Annotated in this window: 20 protein-coding genes and 1 tRNA gene; 6 read left to right on the top strand and 15 right to left on the bottom strand. The window is 56.6% G+C overall.

The features are described 5' to 3' along the window. The first annotated feature begins 33 nt into the window (after window positions 1-33). On the top strand, window positions 34-912 hold the full coding sequence (gene dapA / locus ACYQ00_RS11185) for a 4-hydroxy-tetrahydrodipicolinate synthase (RefSeq protein WP_460032192.1): 879 nt from the start codon (window positions 34-36) through the stop codon (window positions 910-912). Window positions 913-1,069: 157 nt separating this feature from the next. On the opposite strand, the gene ACYQ00_RS11180 is transcribed toward dapA, so the two are convergent. From ACYQ00_RS11180 to pyrG, 11 genes are all read right to left on the bottom strand, one after another. Further along, window positions 1,070-1,396: a YnfA family protein gene (locus ACYQ00_RS11180; RefSeq protein ID WP_460032191.1), complete on the bottom strand. Its 327-nt coding sequence runs from the start codon at window positions 1,394-1,396 to the stop codon at window positions 1,070-1,072. A 169-nt stretch (window positions 1,397-1,565) separates the two neighbouring features. Continuing rightward, a complete protein-coding gene (locus tag ACYQ00_RS11175) occupies window positions 1,566-2,483 on the bottom strand; it encodes a manganese-dependent inorganic pyrophosphatase (protein ID WP_460032190.1) in 918 nt (305 codons plus the stop codon). 94 nt (window positions 2,484-2,577) lie between these two features. Next, window positions 2,578-3,297, bottom strand: a complete 720-nt coding sequence (locus ACYQ00_RS11170; RefSeq protein WP_487247453.1) for a PTS sugar transporter subunit IIC — start codon at window positions 3,295-3,297, stop codon at window positions 2,578-2,580. Between the two features lie 138 nt (window positions 3,298-3,435). Further along, window positions 3,436-3,906 carry a PTS sugar transporter subunit IIB gene (locus ACYQ00_RS11165; RefSeq protein WP_460032189.1) on the bottom strand — a complete coding sequence of 157 codons (471 nt, stop codon included), beginning with the start codon at window positions 3,904-3,906 and terminating at the stop codon, window positions 3,436-3,438. A gap of 11 nt (window positions 3,907-3,917) precedes the next feature. Then, on the bottom strand, window positions 3,918-4,367 hold the full coding sequence (locus ACYQ00_RS11160) for a PTS sugar transporter subunit IIA (RefSeq protein WP_460032188.1): 450 nt from the start codon (window positions 4,365-4,367) through the stop codon (window positions 3,918-3,920). 83 nt (window positions 4,368-4,450) lie between these two features. Next, window positions 4,451-5,413 carry an RNase adapter RapZ gene (gene rapZ, locus ACYQ00_RS11155; protein WP_460032520.1) on the bottom strand — a complete coding sequence of 321 codons (963 nt, stop codon included), beginning with the start codon at window positions 5,411-5,413 and terminating at the stop codon, window positions 4,451-4,453. Continuing rightward, window positions 5,410-5,859, bottom strand: coding sequence for a PTS sugar transporter subunit IIA (locus ACYQ00_RS11150; protein ID WP_460032187.1), 450 nt, complete (start codon window positions 5,857-5,859; stop codon window positions 5,410-5,412). The genes rapZ and ACYQ00_RS11150 overlap by 4 nt, the downstream gene beginning before the upstream one ends. Before the next feature lie 18 nt (window positions 5,860-5,877). Further along, window positions 5,878-6,438 (bottom strand): ribosome hibernation-promoting factor, HPF/YfiA family, encoded by a 561-nt coding sequence (hpf, locus tag ACYQ00_RS11145; RefSeq protein ID WP_460032186.1) that lies wholly within the window; start codon window positions 6,436-6,438, stop codon window positions 5,878-5,880. Between the two features lie 58 nt (window positions 6,439-6,496). Then, entirely contained in the window at window positions 6,497-7,927 is a 1,431-nt protein-coding gene (gene rpoN / locus ACYQ00_RS11140; protein ID WP_460032185.1) for an RNA polymerase factor sigma-54, read from the bottom strand. Window positions 7,928-8,134: 207 nt separating this feature from the next. Further along, the gene (locus ACYQ00_RS11135; RefSeq protein ID WP_460032519.1) at window positions 8,135-8,674 is read right to left on the bottom strand and encodes a KdsC family phosphatase; all 540 of its coding nucleotides are present in this window, start codon (window positions 8,672-8,674) and stop codon (window positions 8,135-8,137) included. 44 nt (window positions 8,675-8,718) lie between these two features. Continuing rightward, window positions 8,719-10,377 (bottom strand): CTP synthase, encoded by a 1,659-nt coding sequence (gene pyrG, locus ACYQ00_RS11130; protein ID WP_460032518.1) that lies wholly within the window; start codon window positions 10,375-10,377, stop codon window positions 8,719-8,721. A gap of 318 nt (window positions 10,378-10,695) precedes the next feature. Between pyrG and ACYQ00_RS11125 the strand changes: the two genes are divergently transcribed. The 4 genes from ACYQ00_RS11125 (at window position 10,696) to ACYQ00_RS11110 (ending at window position 14,104) form a co-directional block, all read left to right on the top strand. Then, complete coding sequence (locus tag ACYQ00_RS11125; protein WP_460032184.1) at window positions 10,696-11,517, top strand: phosphoribosylformylglycinamidine synthase subunit PurQ; 822 nt, start codon at window positions 10,696-10,698, stop codon at window positions 11,515-11,517. Then, window positions 11,514-12,077: a tRNA adenosine(34) deaminase TadA gene (gene tadA / locus ACYQ00_RS11120; protein WP_460032183.1), complete on the top strand. Its 564-nt coding sequence runs from the start codon at window positions 11,514-11,516 to the stop codon at window positions 12,075-12,077. Before ACYQ00_RS11125 ends, tadA begins: the two co-directional genes overlap by 4 nt. A 44-nt stretch (window positions 12,078-12,121) precedes the next feature. After that, window positions 12,122-12,215: transfer RNA gene (locus ACYQ00_RS11115), tRNA-Ser, on the top strand. Window positions 12,216-12,328: 113 nt separating this feature from the next. Then, window positions 12,329-14,104, top strand: coding sequence for a tyrosine-type recombinase/integrase (locus tag ACYQ00_RS11110; protein ID WP_460032182.1), 1,776 nt, complete (start codon window positions 12,329-12,331; stop codon window positions 14,102-14,104). 1,043 nt (window positions 14,105-15,147) lie between these two features. Here the strand turns inward: ACYQ00_RS11110 and ACYQ00_RS11105 are convergent. After that, on the bottom strand, window positions 15,148-15,300 hold the full coding sequence (locus ACYQ00_RS11105; RefSeq protein WP_460032181.1) for a hypothetical protein: 153 nt from the start codon (window positions 15,298-15,300) through the stop codon (window positions 15,148-15,150). Between the two features lie 4 nt (window positions 15,301-15,304). After that, on the bottom strand, window positions 15,305-15,850 hold the full coding sequence (locus ACYQ00_RS11100; protein ID WP_460032517.1) for a recombinase family protein: 546 nt from the start codon (window positions 15,848-15,850) through the stop codon (window positions 15,305-15,307). Window positions 15,851-17,492: 1,642 nt separating this feature from the next. Between ACYQ00_RS11100 and ACYQ00_RS11095 the strand changes: the two genes are divergently transcribed. Continuing rightward, window positions 17,493-18,560 (top strand): AAA family ATPase, encoded by a 1,068-nt coding sequence (locus tag ACYQ00_RS11095; RefSeq protein WP_460032180.1) that lies wholly within the window; start codon window positions 17,493-17,495, stop codon window positions 18,558-18,560. Window positions 18,561-19,116: 556 nt separating this feature from the next. Here ACYQ00_RS11095 and ACYQ00_RS11090 read toward each other — a convergent pair. Both ACYQ00_RS11090 and ACYQ00_RS11085 read right to left on the bottom strand, forming a co-directional pair. After that, the gene (locus ACYQ00_RS11090) at window positions 19,117-20,202 is read right to left on the bottom strand and encodes a hypothetical protein (protein ID WP_460032179.1); all 1,086 of its coding nucleotides are present in this window, start codon (window positions 20,200-20,202) and stop codon (window positions 19,117-19,119) included. Between the two features lie 82 nt (window positions 20,203-20,284). Further along, window positions 20,285-21,313: a hypothetical protein gene (locus tag ACYQ00_RS11085; RefSeq protein WP_460032178.1), complete on the bottom strand. Its 1,029-nt coding sequence runs from the start codon at window positions 21,311-21,313 to the stop codon at window positions 20,285-20,287. Window position 21,314: the final 1 nt, after the last annotated feature.

Here is a 21,314-nt window from a genome sequence, read left to right as displayed (position 1 = left end):
CGTCTGTAGTTCCCGGCGGCAGGAGGCATGACCATGCAGATTCGCGGCGCCATCACGGCTCTTGTCACTCCCTTCAGGAACGGCCAGGTGGACGAAGAGGCGTACCGTCGCCTCATCGAATGGCAGATCGAACAGGGCATCAACGGCCTCGTTCCCTGCGGCACCACCGGTGAGTCGGCCACTCTTTCTCACGAAGAGCACCGTAAAGTCATTTCCATTTGCGTGGATCAGGTGAAGGGCCGGGTTCCGGTGATTGCCGGAGCCGGTTCCAACAACACCCAGGAAGCCATTGAGCTGACCCGCCACGCCAAGGAAACCGGCGCCGACGCCGCCCTGCTCATCACGCCCTACTACAACAAACCCACGCAGGAAGGGCTTGTGGCGCACTTCAAGGCCATTGCCGCCGAAGTGTCCATGCCCTTTATCGTGTACAACGTGCCCGGTCGTACCAGCGTGAATCTGCTGCCCAAAACCCTGGCCCGGCTCTTCCGCGAGGTGCCTGAGGTCAAGGGGGTCAAGGAAGCCACTGGCGATCTCAAGCAGGTCAGCGAGGTGATGGAATTCTGCGGCCCGGAGCTCATTCTCCTGTCCGGGGACGACTTCACCGTGCTGCCGCTGCTGGCCGTGGGCGGTGTGGGCGTGATCAGCGTGGTGTCCAACATCTGCCCCTCGCAGATGGCCCGCATGTGCACGGCCTTCCAGAGCTGCGACTTTGGCGAAGCCCGCAAGCTGCACTATTTCCTCAATCCCCTGAACAGAGCCATGTTCATCGAGACCAATCCCGTGCCGGTCAAGACAGCCCTGGCCAAGATGGGCAAGATTCACTTCGAAGTCCGCCTGCCCATGGTCCCCCTGACCCCCGAGCACGAGCGCGAGCTGGACGCAGTGCTCAAGACGGCCGGGTTGGTGTAGGAAACAGGAAGAGCAGGAAGAAATAATGAAGGGCGGGGGAACTGAGTTCCCCCGCACCCCCCTCCATTCGGGCCATGCGGCAACGTCCTGACGTTGCCGCATGGCCCGAATGCGTTGCATGAGGGCAGGAGCGCGCTGTACTTCAGGAATGGCGCACTCACCCACCCCGCGGACCAAACAGAATGATGGCTGCGCCGGCAAGGCACACCGCGGCGCCCACGGCATCCCAGCGGTCCGGCCGCGAGCCTTCCACGGCCCACATCCATACAAGGGAACTTAAAATATAGATGCCGCCATAGGCCGCATACGCCCGACCGGCAAAGTCGGCGTCGATGCGCGTCAGCAGCCAGGCAAAAGCGCTCAGACTCAGCAGGCCTGGAACGATCCAGAATGGGGATTTACCCAGCCGCAGCCAGGCCCAGAAGGCGAAGCACCCGCCAATTTCGCCAGCGGCAGCCAAAAGATACGTCAGCAACGTCCGCATTGGGGAAACCTCCTGCATCCTTGTGCCGGAGGAGTGCGGTATTGTCCAGGGAGCGGTCCTGGCCTTTGGGCAGGAAATGCAAAGCCCCGCCCGGGAGAGGACCGGGCGGGGCAGATCGCTATCACCCCTCGCTGTGAGCGAAGGCAGAACGCACAGTGCGGACTTCGGGCTAGGCGAAGGCCTTCTCGAAGGGAGGCACCACGTCCTTCTTGCGGGAGAGCACGCCGGGGAGCCACAGTTCCTTGTCGGCCTTGGTGCCGAAGGCCTTTTCGACCACGGCAGCGTCGTCAGTGGCGATGAGCATCATGGAGCCTTCCTTGATGATGTCCGTGAGGAGCAGGAAGACGCTGTGGTTGCCCTTTTCGGCCTTGATCTTGATGATTTCTTCAGCCAGGCCGGCGCGATGGGCGTCCAGGATGGCCAGGTCCACCACTTCCAGCTGGCCGATGCCAACCTTCTTGCCGCTCATGTCAAAGTCTTTGTAGTCGCGGAAGACCAGGTCGCGGGCGGGAACGCCGTCCACGGCGGACTTGACCTTGAACATTTCCATGCCCAGGCCCTGCAGGTCGGACACGCCGCAGATCTTGGCCAGTTCTTCACAAGCCTTCTTGTCCGCGTCGGTGCAGGTGGGGGACTTGAAGATCACCGTGTCGGACAGGATGGCGCACAGCAGGGCGCCAGCGATGTTGGCCGGCACTTCGACCTTGAAGAAGTCGTACATGGCCTTGACGATGGTGCCGGTGCAGCCCACGGGCCAGACCCACATTTCCAGGGGGGCGGGGGTGGTCAGGCTGCCGAGCTTGTGGTGGTCCACCACGCCCAGCACTTCGGCCTTGGCGATGTCGTCGGGGAGCTGGGTCAGGTCGGTGGTGTCAACCACGATAACCTTCTGGCCAGCCACGGATTCCACCACTTCGGGAGCCGCGATGCCGAACTTGCCGAGCACGAATTCGGTTTCAGGATTCAGCTTGCCCAGGGCGACGGGCTTGGCGGCCACACCCAGCTTGCTCTTGAGATCCGCCACGGCAATGGCGCTGACGACGGTGTCGGTATCCGGGCTCTTGTGGCCAAACACGAGAACAGACATGTCTCTCCTCCTCACAGGTTGTTGGCGATGCATGCGACGCGGGCCAGGAAGACTTGCCCAAACGTCCAGTGATTTCAAAGGGGTGCAGATTTACTCACAAGGAGTTCGTTCCAATTATCACAAACCAGAGCGACTGACAACCGCCTTCTCCGCACTGGAAGAGCCTCCAGAGCGTAAAAGCAGCCACAAAGGCGAACAAGACGGCATAGGCGCGTTTGTTCCGCAGGGAGAGTGCCCCCCCCAGTGCGGCCGCAAGCCAACAATGTCCCCAGGTTACGGTAAGTTGCATCTCCTTGAACAGCTGCGGGAGTTCCAGCTGTCTCAGGAGCAGTGCAATGAGGAGGAATGTGCCAAAACACACAAACAGGTTCAAGAGCACCAGTTTGCTGACTGCCCGCCAGATCACTGCCCCCGGTGAGGCGACATCAAGCGCGGCGGAAGACGCTCCATGTTCTCCTGCCGGGTGTTCCGGTCCGCCCATTGCGCCGCCTTCGGTCATGGCCCAGCGGAGCATGCGATCGTAATCGGCGTTGAGCGCGGTACGGCGCCAGGCTTCCAGCCGGGCCCCCATCCTTGCAGCCGGGAGGGAGACAGCCAGGGCCAGAGGCAGCTCGGAAGGAGTGGTCATGGAAAAATAGGACATCAGGCCCAGGCACAGCGTGGCGGAAAAGGCGCTGTTGGGCGGAATGTGCGTGCCCGCGGGAATGGCATCCAGCCAGAAGAGCTCAAAAAAAAGGCCCACCCCCAGGGCGGCCGGCATGTCGCCGAACAGCAGCCCCCAGAGGAAGGCAATACACAGGGGCCGCTCAAGAATGCCCAGATTGATGGTGAAGCGGCCCAGCCCGGTCAGGGCAAAAAAAAACTCGTGCCCAGGGCGGCCAGGGGCAGCGAATGATGGGCGAGGGAGGCGACGGTCATGGGCGACATGGGCATCACTTGCATGGTCAGGCCCTCACCAGATGGGTTTGATGGTGACGGGTTCGGTGGGCAGGCAACGGAAATCCAGCTCCACCCCGTGTTGTTCCAGCCAGGCCAGACAGTGGGATTCATCCTCCGACACAGCCACGTGAGCCAACAGCTGGCGCTTGCCCGGAGCATAATGCAGATTGCCGATGTTGACCACCTTGCAACGAAAGCCGTGTTCCATGGCGGTTCGCGCGTCGCTGCAGCCGTTGAACAAGACCAGGGTGTTGGTCATCTCATAATTTCGCGCCAGGCGGGTCATGGCTGCAGGCAGATCCGCCACAGTGACGAACAGGGTCTCGATACTGTGGGGGATGGCCAGGGTCATGATTTCCTGCTGCAGCACGTCGCCGGCCACGGCGTCGTTGCAGACCACCAGCACCTCGCAATCGGTGTGGGGCAGCCACGTTTCGATAACCTGGCCGTGAACCAGGCGGTTGTCGACGCGCACCCAGAACATGGCCGACTCCCTTAACTCCCTTTGACTCGGGCGCGCAAGAGTTCGCCTGCCACGACGATACCCTGCCCGCCTGCCTTCTTGACCTCAACAGCCAGGGCCGCCGGGGCCAGATGGCGTGCGCCAAGGGCTTTGAGCAGCATAGGCAGGTTGACGCCGGTCACCACCTCCAGCTCGCAGATGGGCGGTTCCTGCCCCAGGAGCGAGAGGCTAAGGTTGGTGGGAGTGCCGCCGAACATGTCCGTCAGCAGCAGGACACCCTGCCCTTCGTCGCAACGAATCACGGCGTCTTTAAGCCGGTCCACGATGGCGTCAACGCTTTGGGTGTTATCCACGCACAGAGCGGCGCAGCCGGTTTGGGGGCCGAGGATGAATTCCGCTGCGTGCAGCAAGTGCGCGCCATAGTCTGCGTGGGTCACCACCACCACGCCTGTGCGGGGCTGGGATTGGGAATCGTGTGCCATGCCTCCCCGTCCTTGATTTGTCGGCCTTGCCTGGGGGGTATCGGCCGGGCCTGGGCCACGCCCTGGCAGCGTGGCGGGCGCAGCTAGCCCAGGGCCATGTGCCGGTGTTCCATGGATACCGGATAGCCGGCGGCCTTGAACGTTGCGAAAATCGCTTCCGTAACGGCCACGGAACGGTGCCTGCCGCCAGTGCACCCAATGGCCACGGTGACGCGATACCGCCCCTCGCCGTCGTACAGGGGCATGAGGTAGAGGAGAAATTCCTTGAGCTTGTTCAGGAAGGTCTTTCCAGGATCCTTGCCGAGCACATAGTCCACAATGGCGGGATCCTGCCCTGTCAGCGGACGCAAGGCCTCCACAAAATACGGGTTCGGAAGGAAGCGCAGGTCAAAGACCAGGTCGGCCTCCAGGGGGGGGCCGTATTTGAAGCCAAAGGTGATCAGGTGGATGGAGAGGCCCTTGCCCGTTTGCCCCAGGGCGCCCCATTTGTCCTTGATGACACGCCGCAGATCGTGCACGGAATGGTCGGTGGTGTCCACCACCAGATCGGCCAGATTGCGCAGGGGCAGCAAGGCCTGTTTTTCGAGTGCAATGGCTTCTTCAAGCCCCACACTGCAGCTGCCTTCGCCCTCCTGCGGCTGACCCATCTGGACCAGCTGGACCATGGGGTGCGGGCGGCGGGTGGCGGCATAGCGGCGCATGAGCACCGGAGTGCGTGCCTCAAGAAAGAGGACCTGGGGGGTGGCCCCCAGGTCCTTGATTTCTTGGAGGACGAGTTTCCAGGCGGAGGCGGCGTCGTCGGCCGTGCGCACATCCACCCCCAGGGCCAGCCCCTGGAACTTGCGGCGGGATTCGCCGGCAAAGAGCTGCACCAGCTTGGGAGCCAGACTGGGCGGGATACCGTCCACGGTGAAGAAGCGCAGGTCTTCAAACACGCCCAGGGCCGTGGATTTTCCAGCGCCGGACAGTCCGCAGACCACCATCACCGGAAAGGCGGAGGTGGCCGGGAACAAGCCCGGCGCGGCTGAGGACGCCTCTGCGCTCAAGTTCTCGCCAGCAGTTTCCACAGGCTCTCCTTGTCCGGCGCGCTCAGAAAATCACGCCGGAAGGCATCGTCTTTCAGCAGCCGGGAGATGTGGGCCAGGATGCGCAAATGCATGCCTGCCACCTGTTCCGGCGCCAGCACCAGAAAGAAGATGGAGCAGCGCTTGAGGTCCAGGGCCTCGAAGTCCACGCCTTCCTTGCTGCGACCGACCACAAGGACAATCTTGTCCAGGTCCGCCAGCTTGCCGTGAGGGATGGCAATGCCGTCTCCGATGCCGGTGGTGCCCAGGTATTCGCGTTCCAAAAGCACCTGCAGGGCTTTTTTGGCATCAAAGCCGGGCATGGTCTCCGCCACGGGGGCGATGAGCTCCTGCAGCACAGCCGGCTTGGCCGTGGCGTGCAGGTCGGGCAGCACCAGCCGCGGGTCGAGGAATTCCTCCAGTTTCATACCGCTTGACCAAACTCCCTACATGCCGGGGTCGATGAGGCCGTAGTCGCCATTTTTGCGGCGGTACAGGACATTGACGCGGCTGGTTTCAGCATCCAGGAACACCAGGAACTGTTCCTGGGAGGTTTCGAGCTGCTCGGCAGCTTCTTCCACGTTCATGGGTTTGGGCTGGAAATGATCGGAATCGACGATGCTGCGCTCCCGGCCGCCAGAGGGCGTGGGCGTGAGCTGGAAGACTTCCGTGCGCACGGTGCGGCCATCGAGGGCCACATCGCCACCCTTGCGCTTGTCCTTGCCCTTTTCCCGGTGCTTGCGCATCTGGGCATCCAGTTTGTCCAGCACGAGGTCCACGGTCTGGTACATGTCCTCGCTGGATTCGGAGGCCGAGAGGTGCAGGCCGTCGCCCACAAGCTTCACTTCGGCCATGTGGCGCTGCTTTTCCACGCTCATGGCCACTTGCAGCTCCGCGGAGGCGTCGGTGCGTTCCAGAAATTTGGTGAGTTTTTCGAATCGGCGCTGGGCGTATTGCTTCAGGTGCTCGGACGGTTCGAAATTCTTGAAGGTAAAGGTAATCTGCATAGGCGCTCCCGTGAGGTGCGCCGCCGCGCCGCGTAATGCGTCGGGCGGGGTTTGTGGATCAGAACATTTCCCGTCGCTTGGAGGAGGAGGGAATGTCCAGGGCCATACGGTATTTGGCCACTGTACGGCGAGCGATGTTGACATGCAACGTGTCTTTGAGAATTTCTGCAATGCGCTCGTCAGAAAGCGGGGACTTGGGGTCCTCGGCGTCGATGTGCTTTTTGATAAGCGCTTTAACGCTTTCCGAGCCCACCTGGGTGCCGTCATCCAGCTCCAGGGCGCTGTTGAAGAAGAATTTCAACTCAAAGGTGCCGTGGGGGGTGGCCATGTATTTGCTGGTGGTGATGCGGGAGACCGTGGATTCGTGCATGCCGATATCTTCGGCGATGTCCTTGAGAATCAACGGCTTGAGCTGCGTCACTCCATGCTCGAAGAACTCGCGCTGGTGTTTGACCACGCTTTCCGCCACCTTGAAAAGCGTGCGCTGGCGTTGGTAGAGGCTCTTCATGAGCCACTGGGCCGAACGCATCTTTTCCTGCAGATAATCCCGCTCCTTATCACTGCCGCGGGAGGGCAGGTCGCCATAGGCGCTGGAGAGTTCCAGCCGGGGCAGGCCGTCCTCGTTCAGGAGCACCACCCATTCGTCGCCCAGTTTGTACACAAACACGTCCGGGCTGACGTAACTGGGTTCTCCCGAACCGAAACTGGCGCCGGGCATGGGATCCAGACCCTGGATCACCTCCAGGTACTCACGCAGCTCCTCAAGGGAAATCTTAAATTTGCGCGCCAGCGGCTTGTAGCGTTTCTTTTCCAGATCTTCCAGATGCTCGCGGACCAGCTCCACCAGGATGGGGTCGGTATCCATCTTGTAGAGCTCCAGCTGCAGGAGCAGGCATTCCTGCGGCGTACGGGCGGCCACACCCACGGGGTCCAGCCGCTGGACCTTGTGCAGCACGGCCTCCACCTCATCCACCGTGCCGCTGGTCATGGCGGCCAGCTCTTCAGCCGAGGCCTGCAGATAGCCCGAGGAACCGAGATTGCCGATGATGGCGTCGGCGATTTCCAGCTCACGCGGGGTGGCACCGGAAAGCCGCAGCTGCCACTCCAGGTGCCCTTCCAGGCTGTGGCTGGAGGTGAGCCGGGCCTCAAAGGAGAGGCCGTCTTCGGGGATTTCCACCTCGCGCTGGTTCATCTGCCGCGTGGTGGAGGCAAAATCCCCGATGTAATCCTCCCAGTCCGCACTTTTGAGCATGTCGCGCTCAGTCACGGCGTCGCGCTCCTGGCCGGCGGGACTGGCATCCTGAAAGGAGGGTTCGGGGGCGGTTTCCTGAAGGGACTCTTCCAGGAAGGGGTTTTCCAGCAATTCCTGCTGGACCGTCTCTAGCAGCTCGATCCGGGAGAGCTGCAACAGTTTAATGGCCTGCTGCAGCTGGGGAGTCATCACCAACTGCTGGCTCAGCTTGAGGGACTGTCTGAGTTCCAGGGCCATGTGTCCGTAGTGCTCCGTTCGCTAAAAAATTAACAAGATTGACAAGAAAATGCAGCTGTGTTTCGCAGGCTAACATCCTGGACGGGTTTGAGTAGTGCCACAGAAGCACGCCCCTTGCAAGACGTGGCGGCATGCAATGTTGATTCCAGCGGTGTCAAGCGGAAGTTTAATATTTTTCCCGTTGAATTTGCGCTGGTTGGTCTCTATTCAGACTTGGGGATGCAGAAAAGAGTTTACCGCTGCGCTGAGTTTGCCCTGGGCCTGAAGAATGAACCGGATGGCTTCCCGCGTGGCGGCGTGTCCGCCAGGGAGCCGGCTGGTCCAGAGGGCCAGGCGCCGGCATTCCGCCTGGGAGTTGGGCACGGTCATGGGCAAGCCCACTTTCTCCATGACCGCCAGATCCACCCAGTCATCCCCAAGAAACGCCGCCTGGGGCCAGCCCAGGCCATGCTTGTCCAGCATCAGCTGCAGGGCGCCCACCTTGTGGCGGTGGCCGGGTTGGTAATCCTCCACCCCGAGTTCCTTCATGCGGCGGGCCACCACAGGAGAATCCAGCCCGCTGATGACCGCCACATGGAGCCCCTGGGCCTGGGCAGCCTTGATGCCCAGGCCATCCTGGGCATGGAAGAGCTTGTCCGCCGGGCCGGCTTCCTTGTACAGAAGCCGGCCATCGGTCAGCACGCCGTCCACGTCCAGTACCAGCAAGCGCACATGACGCGCCGCGCCCAACGCCCGGGCGCGGCGGATGGCAGGATTGCCCCGGCCTGCGGGCAACGGGCGGCGGGGCGGCCTCACGCCTGGTTGCTCCTCGTGGCGATACTCCCCTGTAACACCTTGGCAGCCTTGATGAATTCGCGGAACAACGGATGCGGGCGCATGGGGCCGGACTGGAATTCCGGGTGGAACTGGCAGCCCAGGAACCAGGGGTGGTCAGGCAACTCCACAATTTCCACCAGCTGCTTGTCCGGGGACAGGCCGGAGAACACCAGCCCCATCTCCTCGCACATGTCCTTGTAAGTTTGATTGAATTCGTAGCGGTGGCGGTGGCGTTCCTGGATTTCGTCCTTTTTGTACGCCTCGTGGGCCTTGGTGTCCGGGGAAACCACACAGGGATAAGCCCCCAGGCGCATGGTCCCGCCCAGGTCCGTATCCTTGCCCCGGGTTTCCACCTTCTGCGTCCGGTAATCGTACCATTCCTTCATCAGATAGATGACCGGGTGCTGGGTCAGGGGGTTGAATTCCTGGGAATCGGCGTCCAGCTTGAGCACGTTGCGGGCGAATTCAATCACCGCGCATTGCATGCCCAGGCAGATGCCAAAGAAGGGAATCTTGTTTTCGCGAGCGTATTGGATGGCCCGGATCTTCCCGGTGATGCCGCGGTTACCAAAGCCGCCGGGCACGAGGATGCCGTCCAGCCCGGCCAGAATGCTGCCCACGGTTTTGTCGGTCACTTCCTCGGAATTCACATACACCAGATTCACGGCCACGTCGTTGGCAATGCCACCGTGGATGAGCGCTTCATGCAGGCTTTTGTAGGCTTCCTTCAAATCCACATACTTGCCCACAATGCCGATGGAAACCGCGCCAATGGGATGCCCCAGCTTCTGCACCACCTGCTTCCAGGCTGAGAGGTCCGGGTTCTTTGCCGGCAGTTTGAGCAGGATGGCCACCTTCTGGTCCAGCCCTTCCTCATACAGTTTGAGAGGCAGCTCATAGATGCTCTTCACGTCCACAGCGGAGAACACGGCATCAGCATCCACGTTGCAGAACAGGGCGATCTTGGCCTTGAGCTCGTGAGGGATGTCCTGCTCGCAGCGGCAGATGATGATGTCCGGCATGATGCCGATGGAGCGCAGTTCCTTGACGCTGTGCTGGGTGGGCTTGGTTTTCAGCTCGCCCGCTGCCTTGATGTACGGCACCAGGGTCAGGTGGATGTACAGCACGGCCTCCTTGCCCAGGTCCCCGCGCAGCTGGCGGATGGCTTCCAGGAAAGGCAGGCCTTCGATGTCGCCCACGGTGCCGCCAATCTCCACAATGACCACGTCCATATCATCCGAAGCCAGGTTCAGGATGGACTGCTTGATCTCGTCGGTAATGTGCGGAATCACCTGCACGGTGCCGCCCAGGTAGTCCCCGCGGCGCTCCTTGGTGATGACGCTGTGGTAGATGGAACCGGAGGTGTAGTTGTTCTTCTGGGTCATGGGCGTATTCAGAAAACGCTCGTAGTGGCCCAGATCCAGGTCGGTTTCGGCGCCGTCATCAGTCACGTAGACTTCACCATGCTGAAAAGGATTCATGGTGCCGGGGTCCACGTTGATGTACGGGTCCAGCTTCTGGATGGTCACCTTGAGCCCGCGGGCGATGAGCAGCGAGCCCAGGGACGCGGCGGCCAGGCCCTTGCCCAGGGAGGACAGCACACCGCCGGTGACAAAAATAAATTTGGTCTTCAATGGCTTGCCGCCACGATAGTATCCGCTGTTCTTCATCGCGGAAGTCTCCGGTTTGGTCAAAATAGGTTGGACATGCCGCGAAACAGCCTGCGCCTCTGGGCTCATGCTGGAAGGCGCTGCACGCGGGAGCGAAACTGGCGCTTGAAATCCCGGCCAAGACTGTGCACAACGGCGGCGGGTGGCACGGCGCTCGGGAGGATATTCTTTGCGGAAGACCCCCCTTTCGTCAAGTCCCCACGTGCCCCCTCTTGCCCCAAGCAGCCCCGGCGCATCGAATATTTCGCATAGTTTCGACAGGATACAAGGAAGCAAAACGCCATGTCCCACTCTCCCACGTCCGTCAAGGCGCTTGTCGTCACCGGCTACGGCTCCAACTGCGAGCGCGAATGCGCCCACGCCGCCCTGCAGGCAGGCGCGGATATTGCGGATATTGTTTTTTTTCCCGATCTGGTGGCGGATCGCATCCGCATCACGGACTATAATTTTCTGCTCTTCCCCGGCGGATTCCTCGACGGGGACGATCTGGGCGCCGGCCAGGCCGCGGCCCTGCGCTGGCGGCACGAACGCACCGTCTCCGGCCGCTCCCTGCTGGACGACCTGAAAAACTTCCTCGATGCTGGCGGGCTGGTCCTGGGCATCTGCAACGGCTTCCAACTCCTGGTGAAGCTTGGTCTGCTCCCGGCCCTGGACGGCCTGTATTTCGAGCGCCAGGTCAGCCTTGCCCCCAACGATTCCGCCCGGTTCGAAGACCGCTGGGTGCGCATGCGGGCCAATCCGGCCTCGCCCTGCGTCTTTACCAAAGGTCTGGACCTCCTGGACATGCCCGTGCGTCACGGCGAAGGCAAGCTGGTGCCGGCGGATGAGGCCATTTTCCAGAAAATTCTGGACAACCAGCTCGTGGCCCTGCAGTATATTGACCCGGCCACAAACGAGCCCACCGAAGCCTATCCGCACAACCCCAACGGCTCGCCCCTGGGCATTGCCGGCCTGTGCGACCCCTCCGGCCGTATCCTGGGCCTGATGCCCCACCCTGAAGCCTTCAACGACGTCACCAATCATCCCCACTGGACACGCGGTCCCGTAGGCACCCTGGGCGTGGAGCTGCTGGCCCGCGGCGTGGCCTCACTGAAAGGGCAATGATCGGCCGCCCTCTGACGCTGCCCGCGCCCCTCTTGCCTGTACCGCCTGTCGCCCCACCCGCGCCGTGGCCGGACTGGGAAGCCGTGATGCAACTGGCCCTGGACCAGGCCCGGCAGGCGGCGGCCCACGAGGAAGCGCCTGTGGGCGCGGTGCTGCTGGACGCGGCGGGCGCGGTGCTGGCGCGTGGCCACAACGCGCCCGTGGCCACAGCCGACCCCACAGCCCACGCGGAAATCCTGACCCTGCGCGCCGCGGCCCTGGCGGCTGGCAACTACCGGCTGCCGGGCAGTGTGCTGGTCTGCACCCTGGAGCCGTGCGTGATGTGCCTGGGCGCGCTGGTGCATGCGCGGGTAGCCGGGGTGGTCTTCGGCGCGCTGGACGCCAAGGCCGGGGCGCTGGTCTCCAACCTGCCGGGCGCGGCCCTGCCCTTCTTCAACCATCGCTTCTGGACTTTGGGCGGCGTGCTGGCCGAAGACTGCGGCGCCCTGCTCTCGTCCTTCTTCCGCACCCGCCGCCGCACCCCGCCCACCACTTTGCCTCATCCTCCCCCTTGCGAATGATGCGGGAATGCTGTAAACAATTCTGCTTCACAGCTGGAGTATGCGGAGAGGTACCGAAGTGGCCGTAACGGGCTCGACTCGAAATCGAGTTGGGGGCTAATCACCTCCACGTGGGTTCGAATCCCACCCTCTCCGCCAGGAACTACTAAGCCCGTCAAACGACGGGTTTTTTGTTGCCTTCTCTATGCCCCAAGCCTTCCAGGAGCGCGAGTGTCCATTTCCAGTGTCCATTTGCGGCATGTGGAGGCTTCATGGTTGGTCTGTCTTCCCCCTCATCTACGTCACGTTCGTTCCCCTATGCCTCCCACGTCTTCACCCGTGGCGGGGGGTATTACTTCCGCTTGAGACTCCCAAGCCAAAGCGGGCAACTCCTAGGGAAAAAAGAGTTGCGATACAGCTTACAGACACCGTATCTCAGGGAGGCAAAACAGAAGGCGCAAAGACTGTTTCAAGTGTTTCAACGCTTTGAAGCAAAATACCTGTGTAATGGGGCAACGGGAATGGATAGGTTCGCACTGAATAAAATGCTTAGGAATTTCTTTCTGGAGACTTTGGAACGGGATGAGGAAGACAGGAGGGAGAGAAAGCCTGCCCCACCAGACGCCATTGACGACGCACTAGAAATCCATTCTCTCTTTAGTAGTGAATACAGAGAGAATCTTGCACGTTCTGATTATAGAGGCGTTGAGCATGTTGCTAATAGAATCATGACAGAAAACGGATTGAATCCAGACACAGAAAGAAGCATTCAAAGGTACCTTGCAAGAGAAGTTCTTAAGTTGTTCATACCTATGACGGAGATTATGGAAGCGAGGGAGGTTGGAGACTACAGGGAAGAGTCTTTGGCTATCCATAGGGTTCTTATGGCGTACCCTGATAGAGACAGAATGCAGCCTAGTGCCTCTTCTTCTGCGAGGGATGAGCAACAAGACAAACCACTGTCTTCCTCTCCGCTTCTCTCTCAAGCTGTATCAAGATACATGGTAAGCACACAACATTCTAGTGCGCCTGCTACAACGAGAAAATATACTTCTGTCTTCAAGACATTGCTTTCCATTGTGGGGGATAAACCAATTGAAGACATTTCAAGAGCTGATATTGATGGATTCTGGGAAAAGTTAAGAAGACTCCCGAAGAATTATTCTAAGTCTAAAGAGCTAAAACACCTTCCTTTGCATGAAGCAATAGAGAAGAACAAAGGCGCAACCATCTCCACCAGTACCTTTGATGATCAAGCTACCATAGTCAAACAGTTGTTCAAATGGCTGTATGACAATCAGGACATTTCAAGCAATCCAACAGCGAGCTTCAAGCTACCAAAAAGAAGGGCGGCAGCTAGCAGCGAAAGGGAAATGTTCTCTGATACTGATGTAGCAGCAATCTTTGAGGGGGGGAACTACCTCGATGGAGTTGAACCACGGAAAGGAACTTACCATACAAATAGATTCTGGACGCCTCTTATTGCGGCATTTACTGGAATGCGAATCAATGAGATATGCCAACTAAGAGTTGATGACTTAGAAGACATTGAAGGCATTCTCTGCTTCAAAGTAACAGGTTCCGGGGAAGGACAGTCTCTCAAGACTGAATCTTCAAGACGTATCATCCCACTGCACCACGTTTTAATAGAAAAGCTCTTCCTACCTAAGAGATTTTCCTTACTGAAAGAGCAAGGGCACACACACTTATTCCCCCTCTTAACTCCTAGGGATGGAGATTACGCCGACAGTACAGGGAAGTGGTTTGGACGGTACAAAGAACATAAGGCAGGAATTGCTTCAAAACAGAAGGTTTTTCACTCCTTCCGGCATACCTTCACCACAAAACTAGCTAGGGCCGGGGTGGAACTCAATACGATTGATCTACTTACAGGCCACGCACAACTAGGGCAGACCGCAGGAAGATACCTAAAAGGACTAGAGCCACTGCAGCTTAAGGAAGCCATTGAGAGGCTTCACTACAAAGGACTAGACCTTACTGCCTTAGTGGATAGTAAATGGAACAATGAACTACTGAAACAACCGTAGCAGCGATGTAATGAGACGTCTACTACCCTCAACGCTCAACGTACTAGTTAGACGTTACGTGATTTTTTAATATTATGCTTGACTGTGGGCTGATTCATGGTACAGTTCCCCCGTCTCTCTCATGTGGAGGGAGACAGTCACCTATCACCTTCCACCATAGGCAGGACACAGTGAAGCATATGCAACTCATGATGGACTTTTTTTCCGATGACAATTCTATTTATTTTGATCTGTCACGGGATGGACAGACGGTGAGGGAATGCTACGTGCAAGCTGGAACGAGACAATTTGCAGAAGACATCAAGAGGCGCCTTGTGTCCTTCCTGGATGAAATCAAAGCACTCCCTATGCATGAGGAGGCAAGGAACATCCAGGAAGGAACCTGCCGCCTTACGGCTCTTCCGAAGGACGAAGACTTGTAAGCATGTTGTGGAGACTGGGAAGGGAGGAAGGCAGGTGCAAGCGTTCCTCCCTTCTCTTCTCCTGGGAGGGCTGATTCTCAATTAGTGGGGGAAAGACGGCAAAGAAGGTAGGATGACAAAGCAGAGTCGGACAGGGGAAAAACGACCATTAACTAGCTGAAAAACAAAGATGTTTAGTATTGTTGAAAAAATAGCTTGACAGTATCTTATTAGGAAATGCCTTAAAATTATACGATTACGTTATCAATTAGGGTTAAATGTCCAAAGAAACCAAGGAGTTACTTTTGTTCCCGGAACTGCTGACCTATAGAGAAAACGCACCGTGTTTCTCCCCCATCTAGACCAGTCCCTAAGCTGACCTCTCCAGCGTGAAGTCCCTGGGATTGTGACCTCCTTGTTTCAGCCCTACAAGAAACACTACACACGGCATGTACCAGCTTGCAGGTGGTGGGGCAAAGATGCGGGGATTTTTATTGCAGATTTTTGAGAGGGTGACGCATCTTAGCCTGCCCCATCAGTTCCCCCTATGCCCCCTTGGAACAGGAGACAGGTAGGAGGGAACTGGTTTCCTTGGAGTTAAAAGGGTGAGTCAGCTTGGCAAAGGAATAAGGCGTGGCGTTCTTAGAAAAACAACTTGAAAATGACCACGATAAAGATGACAGCTACCATCCATCTGAACTCTGACTCACTTCTATAACGTGCCTCTTGTTGTTTCTTTTCCCAACCAACATAGGAAGAGACAGGCCTAGTCTTAGGAGAGGGACGTTTGGCCATGGGGTTACTCCTTCTCTTTCTTGGCGACACGTTGCACAGTCTTCGTAGAACAACCAAGGCGAGAAGCTATCTCACGATGAGACTTCCCTTCCTGGAGATACTGCCGAACAAGTGCTTCATTGTATTGGACAGTCCTTCCCTTGTATTTCCCTTGGGCTTTGGCCTTGGCTATCCCGGCAAGCTGGCGTTCACGTCTTAGATTGTTCTCGAACTCTGCAAAAACGCCTAGCATTTGAAGGAAGGCTTTCCCTGCGGCAGTGGCCGTATCAATACGTTGATCCAAGACTTCAAGTGAAGCACCTTGAGACGTGATTCTTTGGACTATTGCCAACAAATCCGCAAGGTTTCTAGCTAGTCTGTCCAGCTTCCAGACCACTACTTTGCTCCCTGGCTGAAGAGAAGACAAGACCGTTTCTAAGACAGGTCTTCCGTCAAGAGACGTGGCAGACGCCTTCTCTGTGAAGATGAGGGCTTGAGGGTAGGCTTTCCGTAAGGCTTCCTCCTGAATCTCAGTGTGTTGATCCAGGGTGGATACGCGACAATAAGCCATGACGACGTGGGGTGCTTCTCCGTGGGACATAGAATGACAGACCTCCTCTAGTGGATATTAGAGCTTTAGACTTGTCAGAAGCTGCCTGAAACACGTCCAAACGTCAAGGGCTTCCAGACGCCTTGTCCACTGGACAATAGACTTTACCCTAATGTCTACTTCAAAACCTTGCTTTTCATATAACCTGGTTTTCTTGTCCGCCCTCCTTTTTTCTCCCTGTCGATAGGCTACCAATCCCTTCCCTTCCGCCCTGCCCCTTTTCCTTAAGTTCTCCAGGGGAAACCTTGGAGACTGGAGCGGTAGCCTATCCTCTCCCTTTTTTGCTGTTTTCGCTGATAGAGCTACAGCAAGCCCTTATGACCATGCTACGCAGGGGAAGACGTCAAAGAGAACTTCGCCCATAAATGCCCCTAGAATCGATTTTAGAAGGAAAGATGGACTAGAAGCCGTCTTGCAGTATAAAATCGATTCTAGGGCTGTTTCTGTGCGAAATAGAAGGTATTGAGGGATGGGGACAGGGAAAAGGATGCAATCGGGAGACTCAAACAATTTAAGACTGATGGCAGGCATGGCATTGTGCAGGATAACCACTCAACTAACAATCTACAGGAGGAACTTAAGACGATGCAGGAGAATGAAGAGAGGCCATACAAAAGGGAGACGCACCCTATCAAGGCAATCCATGCTTATTGTCTGGCTTGTCAGGGAGGCGAGGAACAAGCGGTCAAAGACTGTCAGGCGACTAGGACAAGCACACTACCCTGTCTGCTCCATGAAGCGAGGTCTGGTAAAGTCCCTGATTGCAGTACACAGAGAGGGAAGGAATTAATCAAGGAGCACTGTCTTCTGTGTGATCCAGACGCTGACCCTCAAACCTGTCAGGAGGAAGATTGTCAGTTGTGGCTGCATAGACTAGGGAAGACGCCACCAAGGAAAAGAAAGCTCACAGTGAAAGAGTACATAGAACTTCTTCGCTTGGCGGGTCTTATTTCGCACAGAAAGGGCTCTAGGAGCGAAGGAAAGAAAAAACATGAAGCAGAGCCCATGAATGGAGTTGCGCTTGAGAACGGCTGAGAATCGATGCAAGTTTATTTGTAGTGGACAGTTCTTTATGTCACTTTCGCTGATAGAAGTACACTAAATGAAATCAAAAGTATGAAGGAATGAAGATATGGAAAAGGATGATACTATCAAACCATTCTGGAAGAATGGAAGACGTGTGAGCATTCTTCATCTAAGAAGCAGTGGAGGAAGCACGATTGGCTTTCAACTAGATGGACTGGCACGCCAACGGCTGGAAAGGCTGCAAGAGTGTTTCTTGTCTAAAACGAGACGTAAGGTGTCTTATACGACGTTCGTACGGAGGGCTATTGAGGTTTATACAGATGCAGTGGAGAGGCGCACAGGAGGGTTAGAACAAGAAATAAAGGCATTACAGAGAGTGAGAGAGCCTGTGGAGTAGAATGGGGAGGAGATAAATGTTTTTGGGGGGCATGGGAACTCTATTGGGACGTTGTAAGTGATTAAGGCGCACCTGCCCCCCTGCCCCCCTTCCGTACCCCGGACGGGGGGAACAGCCGTAAGGGGATTGATTGTTTAAGGGCGGGGATAACAATTTATCAAAGGGAGATTGGAAGACTTGATGAAGGGAGAAGAACAAAAGGAATTGACTGTCTGTTCCCTTGGGGAACTGTTAGACATGGACTTGCCAGTACGAGAGCACTTGATATGCCCTTGGCTTCAAGATGGGGAGAGTGCATTGATTTATGCGCCTACTGGTCTAGGTAAGTCCATGTTCACTTTTAGTTTATGCCTTGCAATAGCTGGACAAGGAAAATTCCTGGGATGGGATGCACCTAAGCCTAGAAGTGTTTTGTATGTTGATGGGGAGATGCACATTGCAGACATACAGAAACGAGCTAGGATGCTCGTTAAGACAATTGAAGGGATTGATCTTCAAAAAGCGGAGCAAAACTTAGATACCCTCGCCAGGAATAAACAGGATGCAAAGACAGGCTTTCCCGACTTGGCAGAAGAGAAAGGACAAGGAACACTGTTTGAAATGACAAGGAAAGGACCACAACAAGGGGAGCTAAAAGGGAAACCGTATGACTTGGTTGTCTTGGATAATCTGTCTACATTGGCAAGCATTGAAGATGAAAATGCCGCTTCGGCGTTTAATGACATTCTTAAACTATTAATGAAGTTCAAACAGGCAGGAATTGCTTGTATATTGGTGCATCATACGGGAAAGAATAAAACGAGTTTTAGAGGCTCTTCAAAACTTGGGACGACGTTTGAAGTAATCTTGAAGTTAGGGGAAGCAGGAAACAACTTATTGGATGATAAAGGACTGTCCTTCATCCTTGAATGGGAGAAGTACAGGCAGGAGAGAGATGAAAGGACTCGTCCTTTGGAGGTGAGATTGACAAAAGATGTGTTTAATAATGAACCTAAATGGGAACACGGTCTTCCTGAAAACTATGAACTACAGAAGTTAGTTGCTGCAGTTAGAACGCTTCAATACATCAATCAAACGGAAGTAGGTAAGGCTTTAGGATGGGATCAAGCTACAGTAAGCAGAAAGAAACGAGCAGCGATTCAGGCTAAACTTATTACGGAAGCTGCATGGAAAGAGTGTTTGGACGAAGCTAGAAGCCTCCGCAATGGGGAGAGTGAAGAGCCTGGGGAAGTGGATGAAGACTTGTAAAAAACACTGGGTATGGGCAGAGAAATGAGCTATAATATAGCGAGATACTACAGTAAAGATAGCTAGAGAGTCCCTGTATGCTCTCGCTACTCTTGTAGCTTTGCTACTCCGGAACAGGAATTTATGCTATGCATTATGTCTTTCTCTTATAGGGATGCATAATGCATAGTATAAAAATTCCAGTGAGTTAGGAAGGCACGAAAACCGGGTTTATGCAGGGCTATGCATGCGCCACGGGTTCGAATCCTTAGACGGGATTCGAATTGACAGACACCATGCAGCGCCATATTCTGAGGGCATTCATCATGTCCACCGGGCATTTGCTACTTACTGAAAGGTTTTTGGTTTTAGAGGGTTATAGTAGTTTTTGAGGGGGAGACTTAAGGAATCCCACCCTCTCCGCCAGGAACTACTAAGCCCGTCAAACGACGGGTTTTTTGTTGCCTTCTCTATGCCCCAAGCCTTCCAGAAGCGCGGGTGTCCACTTTCAGTATCCATTTTTGTGGCATGCGAGGCTTCATGGCTTTGGCGGTTCGGGCCTGCGGTGCCGGGCCCATTACCGCAGGCGCAGGCTGGAGATGGCGACAGGTCGGGAGGCGTCGAACCGGAGGCGCAATTCCCTGGGGCCCGAAAGGTTGATGCGGATTGGCGTGCTGGCGCCTGGGGGGCTGGTGCTGGGTGTGCTGACTCCTTCCGTGACATATGCCCATGAGCCAGCAGAAGAAGAACGCTGATCTATCCAGAGTTTGACCGGAGTGCCGCTGCAGGCTTCAGACTGCAGCACTTCGAGCGTCTCCACTTTGGAAATGGAACCGCTCACCCCGATAATAAGCTCCACTGTCCGTTGCCCGCCAAGGGCAGCAGCTTTCCAGCAACCGGATTCTTCCTTCAGGCTGCTTACTCCCTTGTCGCCGGAAAGGGGCAGGTAACTTGCCTGCATCATGGTAAACGCAAGGGTGCCGTCGTCTGCACTGTTGCGGTATTCCGGTTCCTCTGGCAATTTTATGGTATCAAACCGTGTTTTAATGTAGTCATAGCGCAGGGCGCGCAAGGTTGTCTGGTCTTCCTGGATTTTCAGAACCATGGCCACTGGCTGTATCTTTCCGCCATCTGTTGCGCTCACGGTTGCACCACTGAGACCTTTGCGAAGGAACTTTTCCGCATCGGTTTTTTCCACTGCAAATTCGATAACAGCGCCGCCGTGACTGTCGATGGACTTTCGCTCCAAGGTGACACCAAATGTACCGGCACTGGTCCTGAGCATGCTGGCGACGGCAAAACCCTCACGTTTCCCAAGAATCCCTTGATACGCATAGCCGGGAAGCCCGAGGCGCGAATGGCAGGCGCCGTCATTTCTGCCGAGCCGCACTCTGGCAAACGCCAGGTCCTGAGCTTCCCGGTCGGCAGTTGTCTGTTGCGCTTCTGGCGCAGCCGAAAAGGGCATGGCGCTTTCGCCCGTTTTGCCACTGTTATCAAAGAAATAAAACGGCTCCAGGGCGCCTGTTTCGGGCGACATGACCACATGCGCGGGGACTGCAATCCAGCATTTTTCCCCGGCATGCGCCCCAAAAAGCCAACCCTGCCCCTCCCCACCTGCCCTGGTGCGGATCAGAACGCTTTCCGCCTGGGCAATGGTGGGCACACAGCAACACAGCAGCACTGCGCACAACAAACCCGCCAGTACAGCATGCACCGAGGAGGAGGGGAACCGGATGTTGGAGTGGTTATTCCGCATCATTCTGCATCGCGTCATGGTTGAGGGACGTATTCTGTTGGTCCTGGACTGTTTTTTTCACTTCAAGCAATGTTTTCAACGGTTGGATGAGAAATGCAAACGTGCTTAAAAACAATGTGACAACAGCCAGACTCGGATCATAAAAGATGCGCGTCAGCAAACTCAGGGCAAAGGTTTCCACTTCTCCTGTTGCGCCGGGACGATACATGCGTACATCAGAGGAAACAGTGGTGGCTGAAATCCTAAAGCCTTTCTCGACCGGCTCGGCGATACCAAACCACGGTGCCGCGGTGGACTGGGGCGACAGCGGGTTGAAATCATCTCCAGAGGTTAGCCGTCCTCCCGCAGGCAGGGCAAAATCCGCACCAGAAGAGTACAAGGCGCCGCTGAAGGGAGGAAATAGGGCAAAGCCATATACCTTGATACTTCCTCCATACATAAAATCGCTTCCCTTGCCGGCCAGCCCGCCCGCGGACGTGCCGGAGCCGAACTCCCGGCCAATCTCTGCCGGTCCGGCAACGGGCAGTGGGCGGAGCGCCTTGCCTTGCGTGGCCAGCACTGCCGCTATTCGGCTCGGCAGTTGATATGAGGTCCCGTTGACGAGTGTGATTGTCCCTGCCGTGCGGTTGCCGCCATCCACATCAATGGCAATGCGATCCGGCGTGAAACGATATCTGACTACGCTGCCGGCAGCTGGTTCCACACTTCCGGTCACCGTTTCGGCGGGTAGCGGCATGGTCGGCCAGGCGCAGGTGGCAAATTCCCCTCGCAGCCGTGCGTCCACCAGGGGGAAGGCTGCAATGCCTGGCCGACGAACGCGGTAGGTCAGCATTTCGGATGTTGCGTCGATCACCACATACGGTTTGTTGGAAGGAATAAAGTTAATAGCGATGACAACTGCAACGGCAAAAACGCCACTCCACAGAAGCTGTCGCGCACCTACAAGATCAATGCATGTCCTATTCTTCCAGCACAGCTGCATCGCGTTGGCGCGATTGCGGAGCCACGGGAATATCATG

This window comes from Megalodesulfovibrio paquesii (assembly GCF_054653055.1).
Note: the sequence above shows the minus strand (reverse complement) of the source record. Positions and strands in the feature narration are given on the sequence as shown.

What these genes read in the sequence shown, in the direction of transcription:
- dapA (WP_460032192.1), top strand. Translation starts at nt 34, where the DNA reads ATGCAGATTCGCGGCGCCATCACGGCTCTTGTCACTCCCTTCAGGAAC.
- ACYQ00_RS11180 (WP_460032191.1), bottom strand. Translation starts at nt 1,396, where the DNA reads ATGCGGACGTTGCTGACGTATCTTTTGGCTGCCGCTGGCGAAATTGGC.
- ACYQ00_RS11175 (WP_460032190.1), bottom strand. Translation starts at nt 2,483, where the DNA reads ATGTCTGTTCTCGTGTTTGGCCACAAGAGCCCGGATACCGACACCGTC.
- ACYQ00_RS11165 (WP_460032189.1), bottom strand. Translation starts at nt 3,906, where the DNA reads ATGTTCTGGGTGCGCGTCGACAACCGCCTGGTTCACGGCCAGGTTATC.
- ACYQ00_RS11160 (WP_460032188.1), bottom strand. Translation starts at nt 4,367, where the DNA reads ATGGCACACGATTCCCAATCCCAGCCCCGCACAGGCGTGGTGGTGGTG.
- ACYQ00_RS11150 (WP_460032187.1), bottom strand. Translation starts at nt 5,859, where the DNA reads ATGAAACTGGAGGAATTCCTCGACCCGCGGCTGGTGCTGCCCGACCTG.
- hpf (WP_460032186.1), bottom strand. Translation starts at nt 6,438, where the DNA reads ATGCAGATTACCTTTACCTTCAAGAATTTCGAACCGTCCGAGCACCTG.
- rpoN (WP_460032185.1), bottom strand. Translation starts at nt 7,927, where the DNA reads ATGGCCCTGGAACTCAGACAGTCCCTCAAGCTGAGCCAGCAGTTGGTG.
- ACYQ00_RS11125 (WP_460032184.1), top strand. Translation starts at nt 10,696, where the DNA reads ATGTCCCACTCTCCCACGTCCGTCAAGGCGCTTGTCGTCACCGGCTAC.
- tadA (WP_460032183.1), top strand. Translation starts at nt 11,514, where the DNA reads ATGATCGGCCGCCCTCTGACGCTGCCCGCGCCCCTCTTGCCTGTACCG.
- ACYQ00_RS11110 (WP_460032182.1), top strand. Translation starts at nt 12,329, where the DNA reads ATGGTTGGTCTGTCTTCCCCCTCATCTACGTCACGTTCGTTCCCCTAT.
- ACYQ00_RS11105 (WP_460032181.1), bottom strand. Translation starts at nt 15,300, where the DNA reads ATGGCCAAACGTCCCTCTCCTAAGACTAGGCCTGTCTCTTCCTATGTT.
- ACYQ00_RS11100 (WP_460032517.1), bottom strand. Translation starts at nt 15,850, where the DNA reads ATGGCTTATTGTCGCGTATCCACCCTGGATCAACACACTGAGATTCAG.
- ACYQ00_RS11095 (WP_460032180.1), top strand. Translation starts at nt 17,493, where the DNA reads ATGAAGGGAGAAGAACAAAAGGAATTGACTGTCTGTTCCCTTGGGGAA.
- ACYQ00_RS11085 (WP_460032178.1), bottom strand. Translation starts at nt 21,313, where the DNA reads ATGATATTCCCGTGGCTCCGCAATCGCGCCAACGCGATGCAGCTGTGC.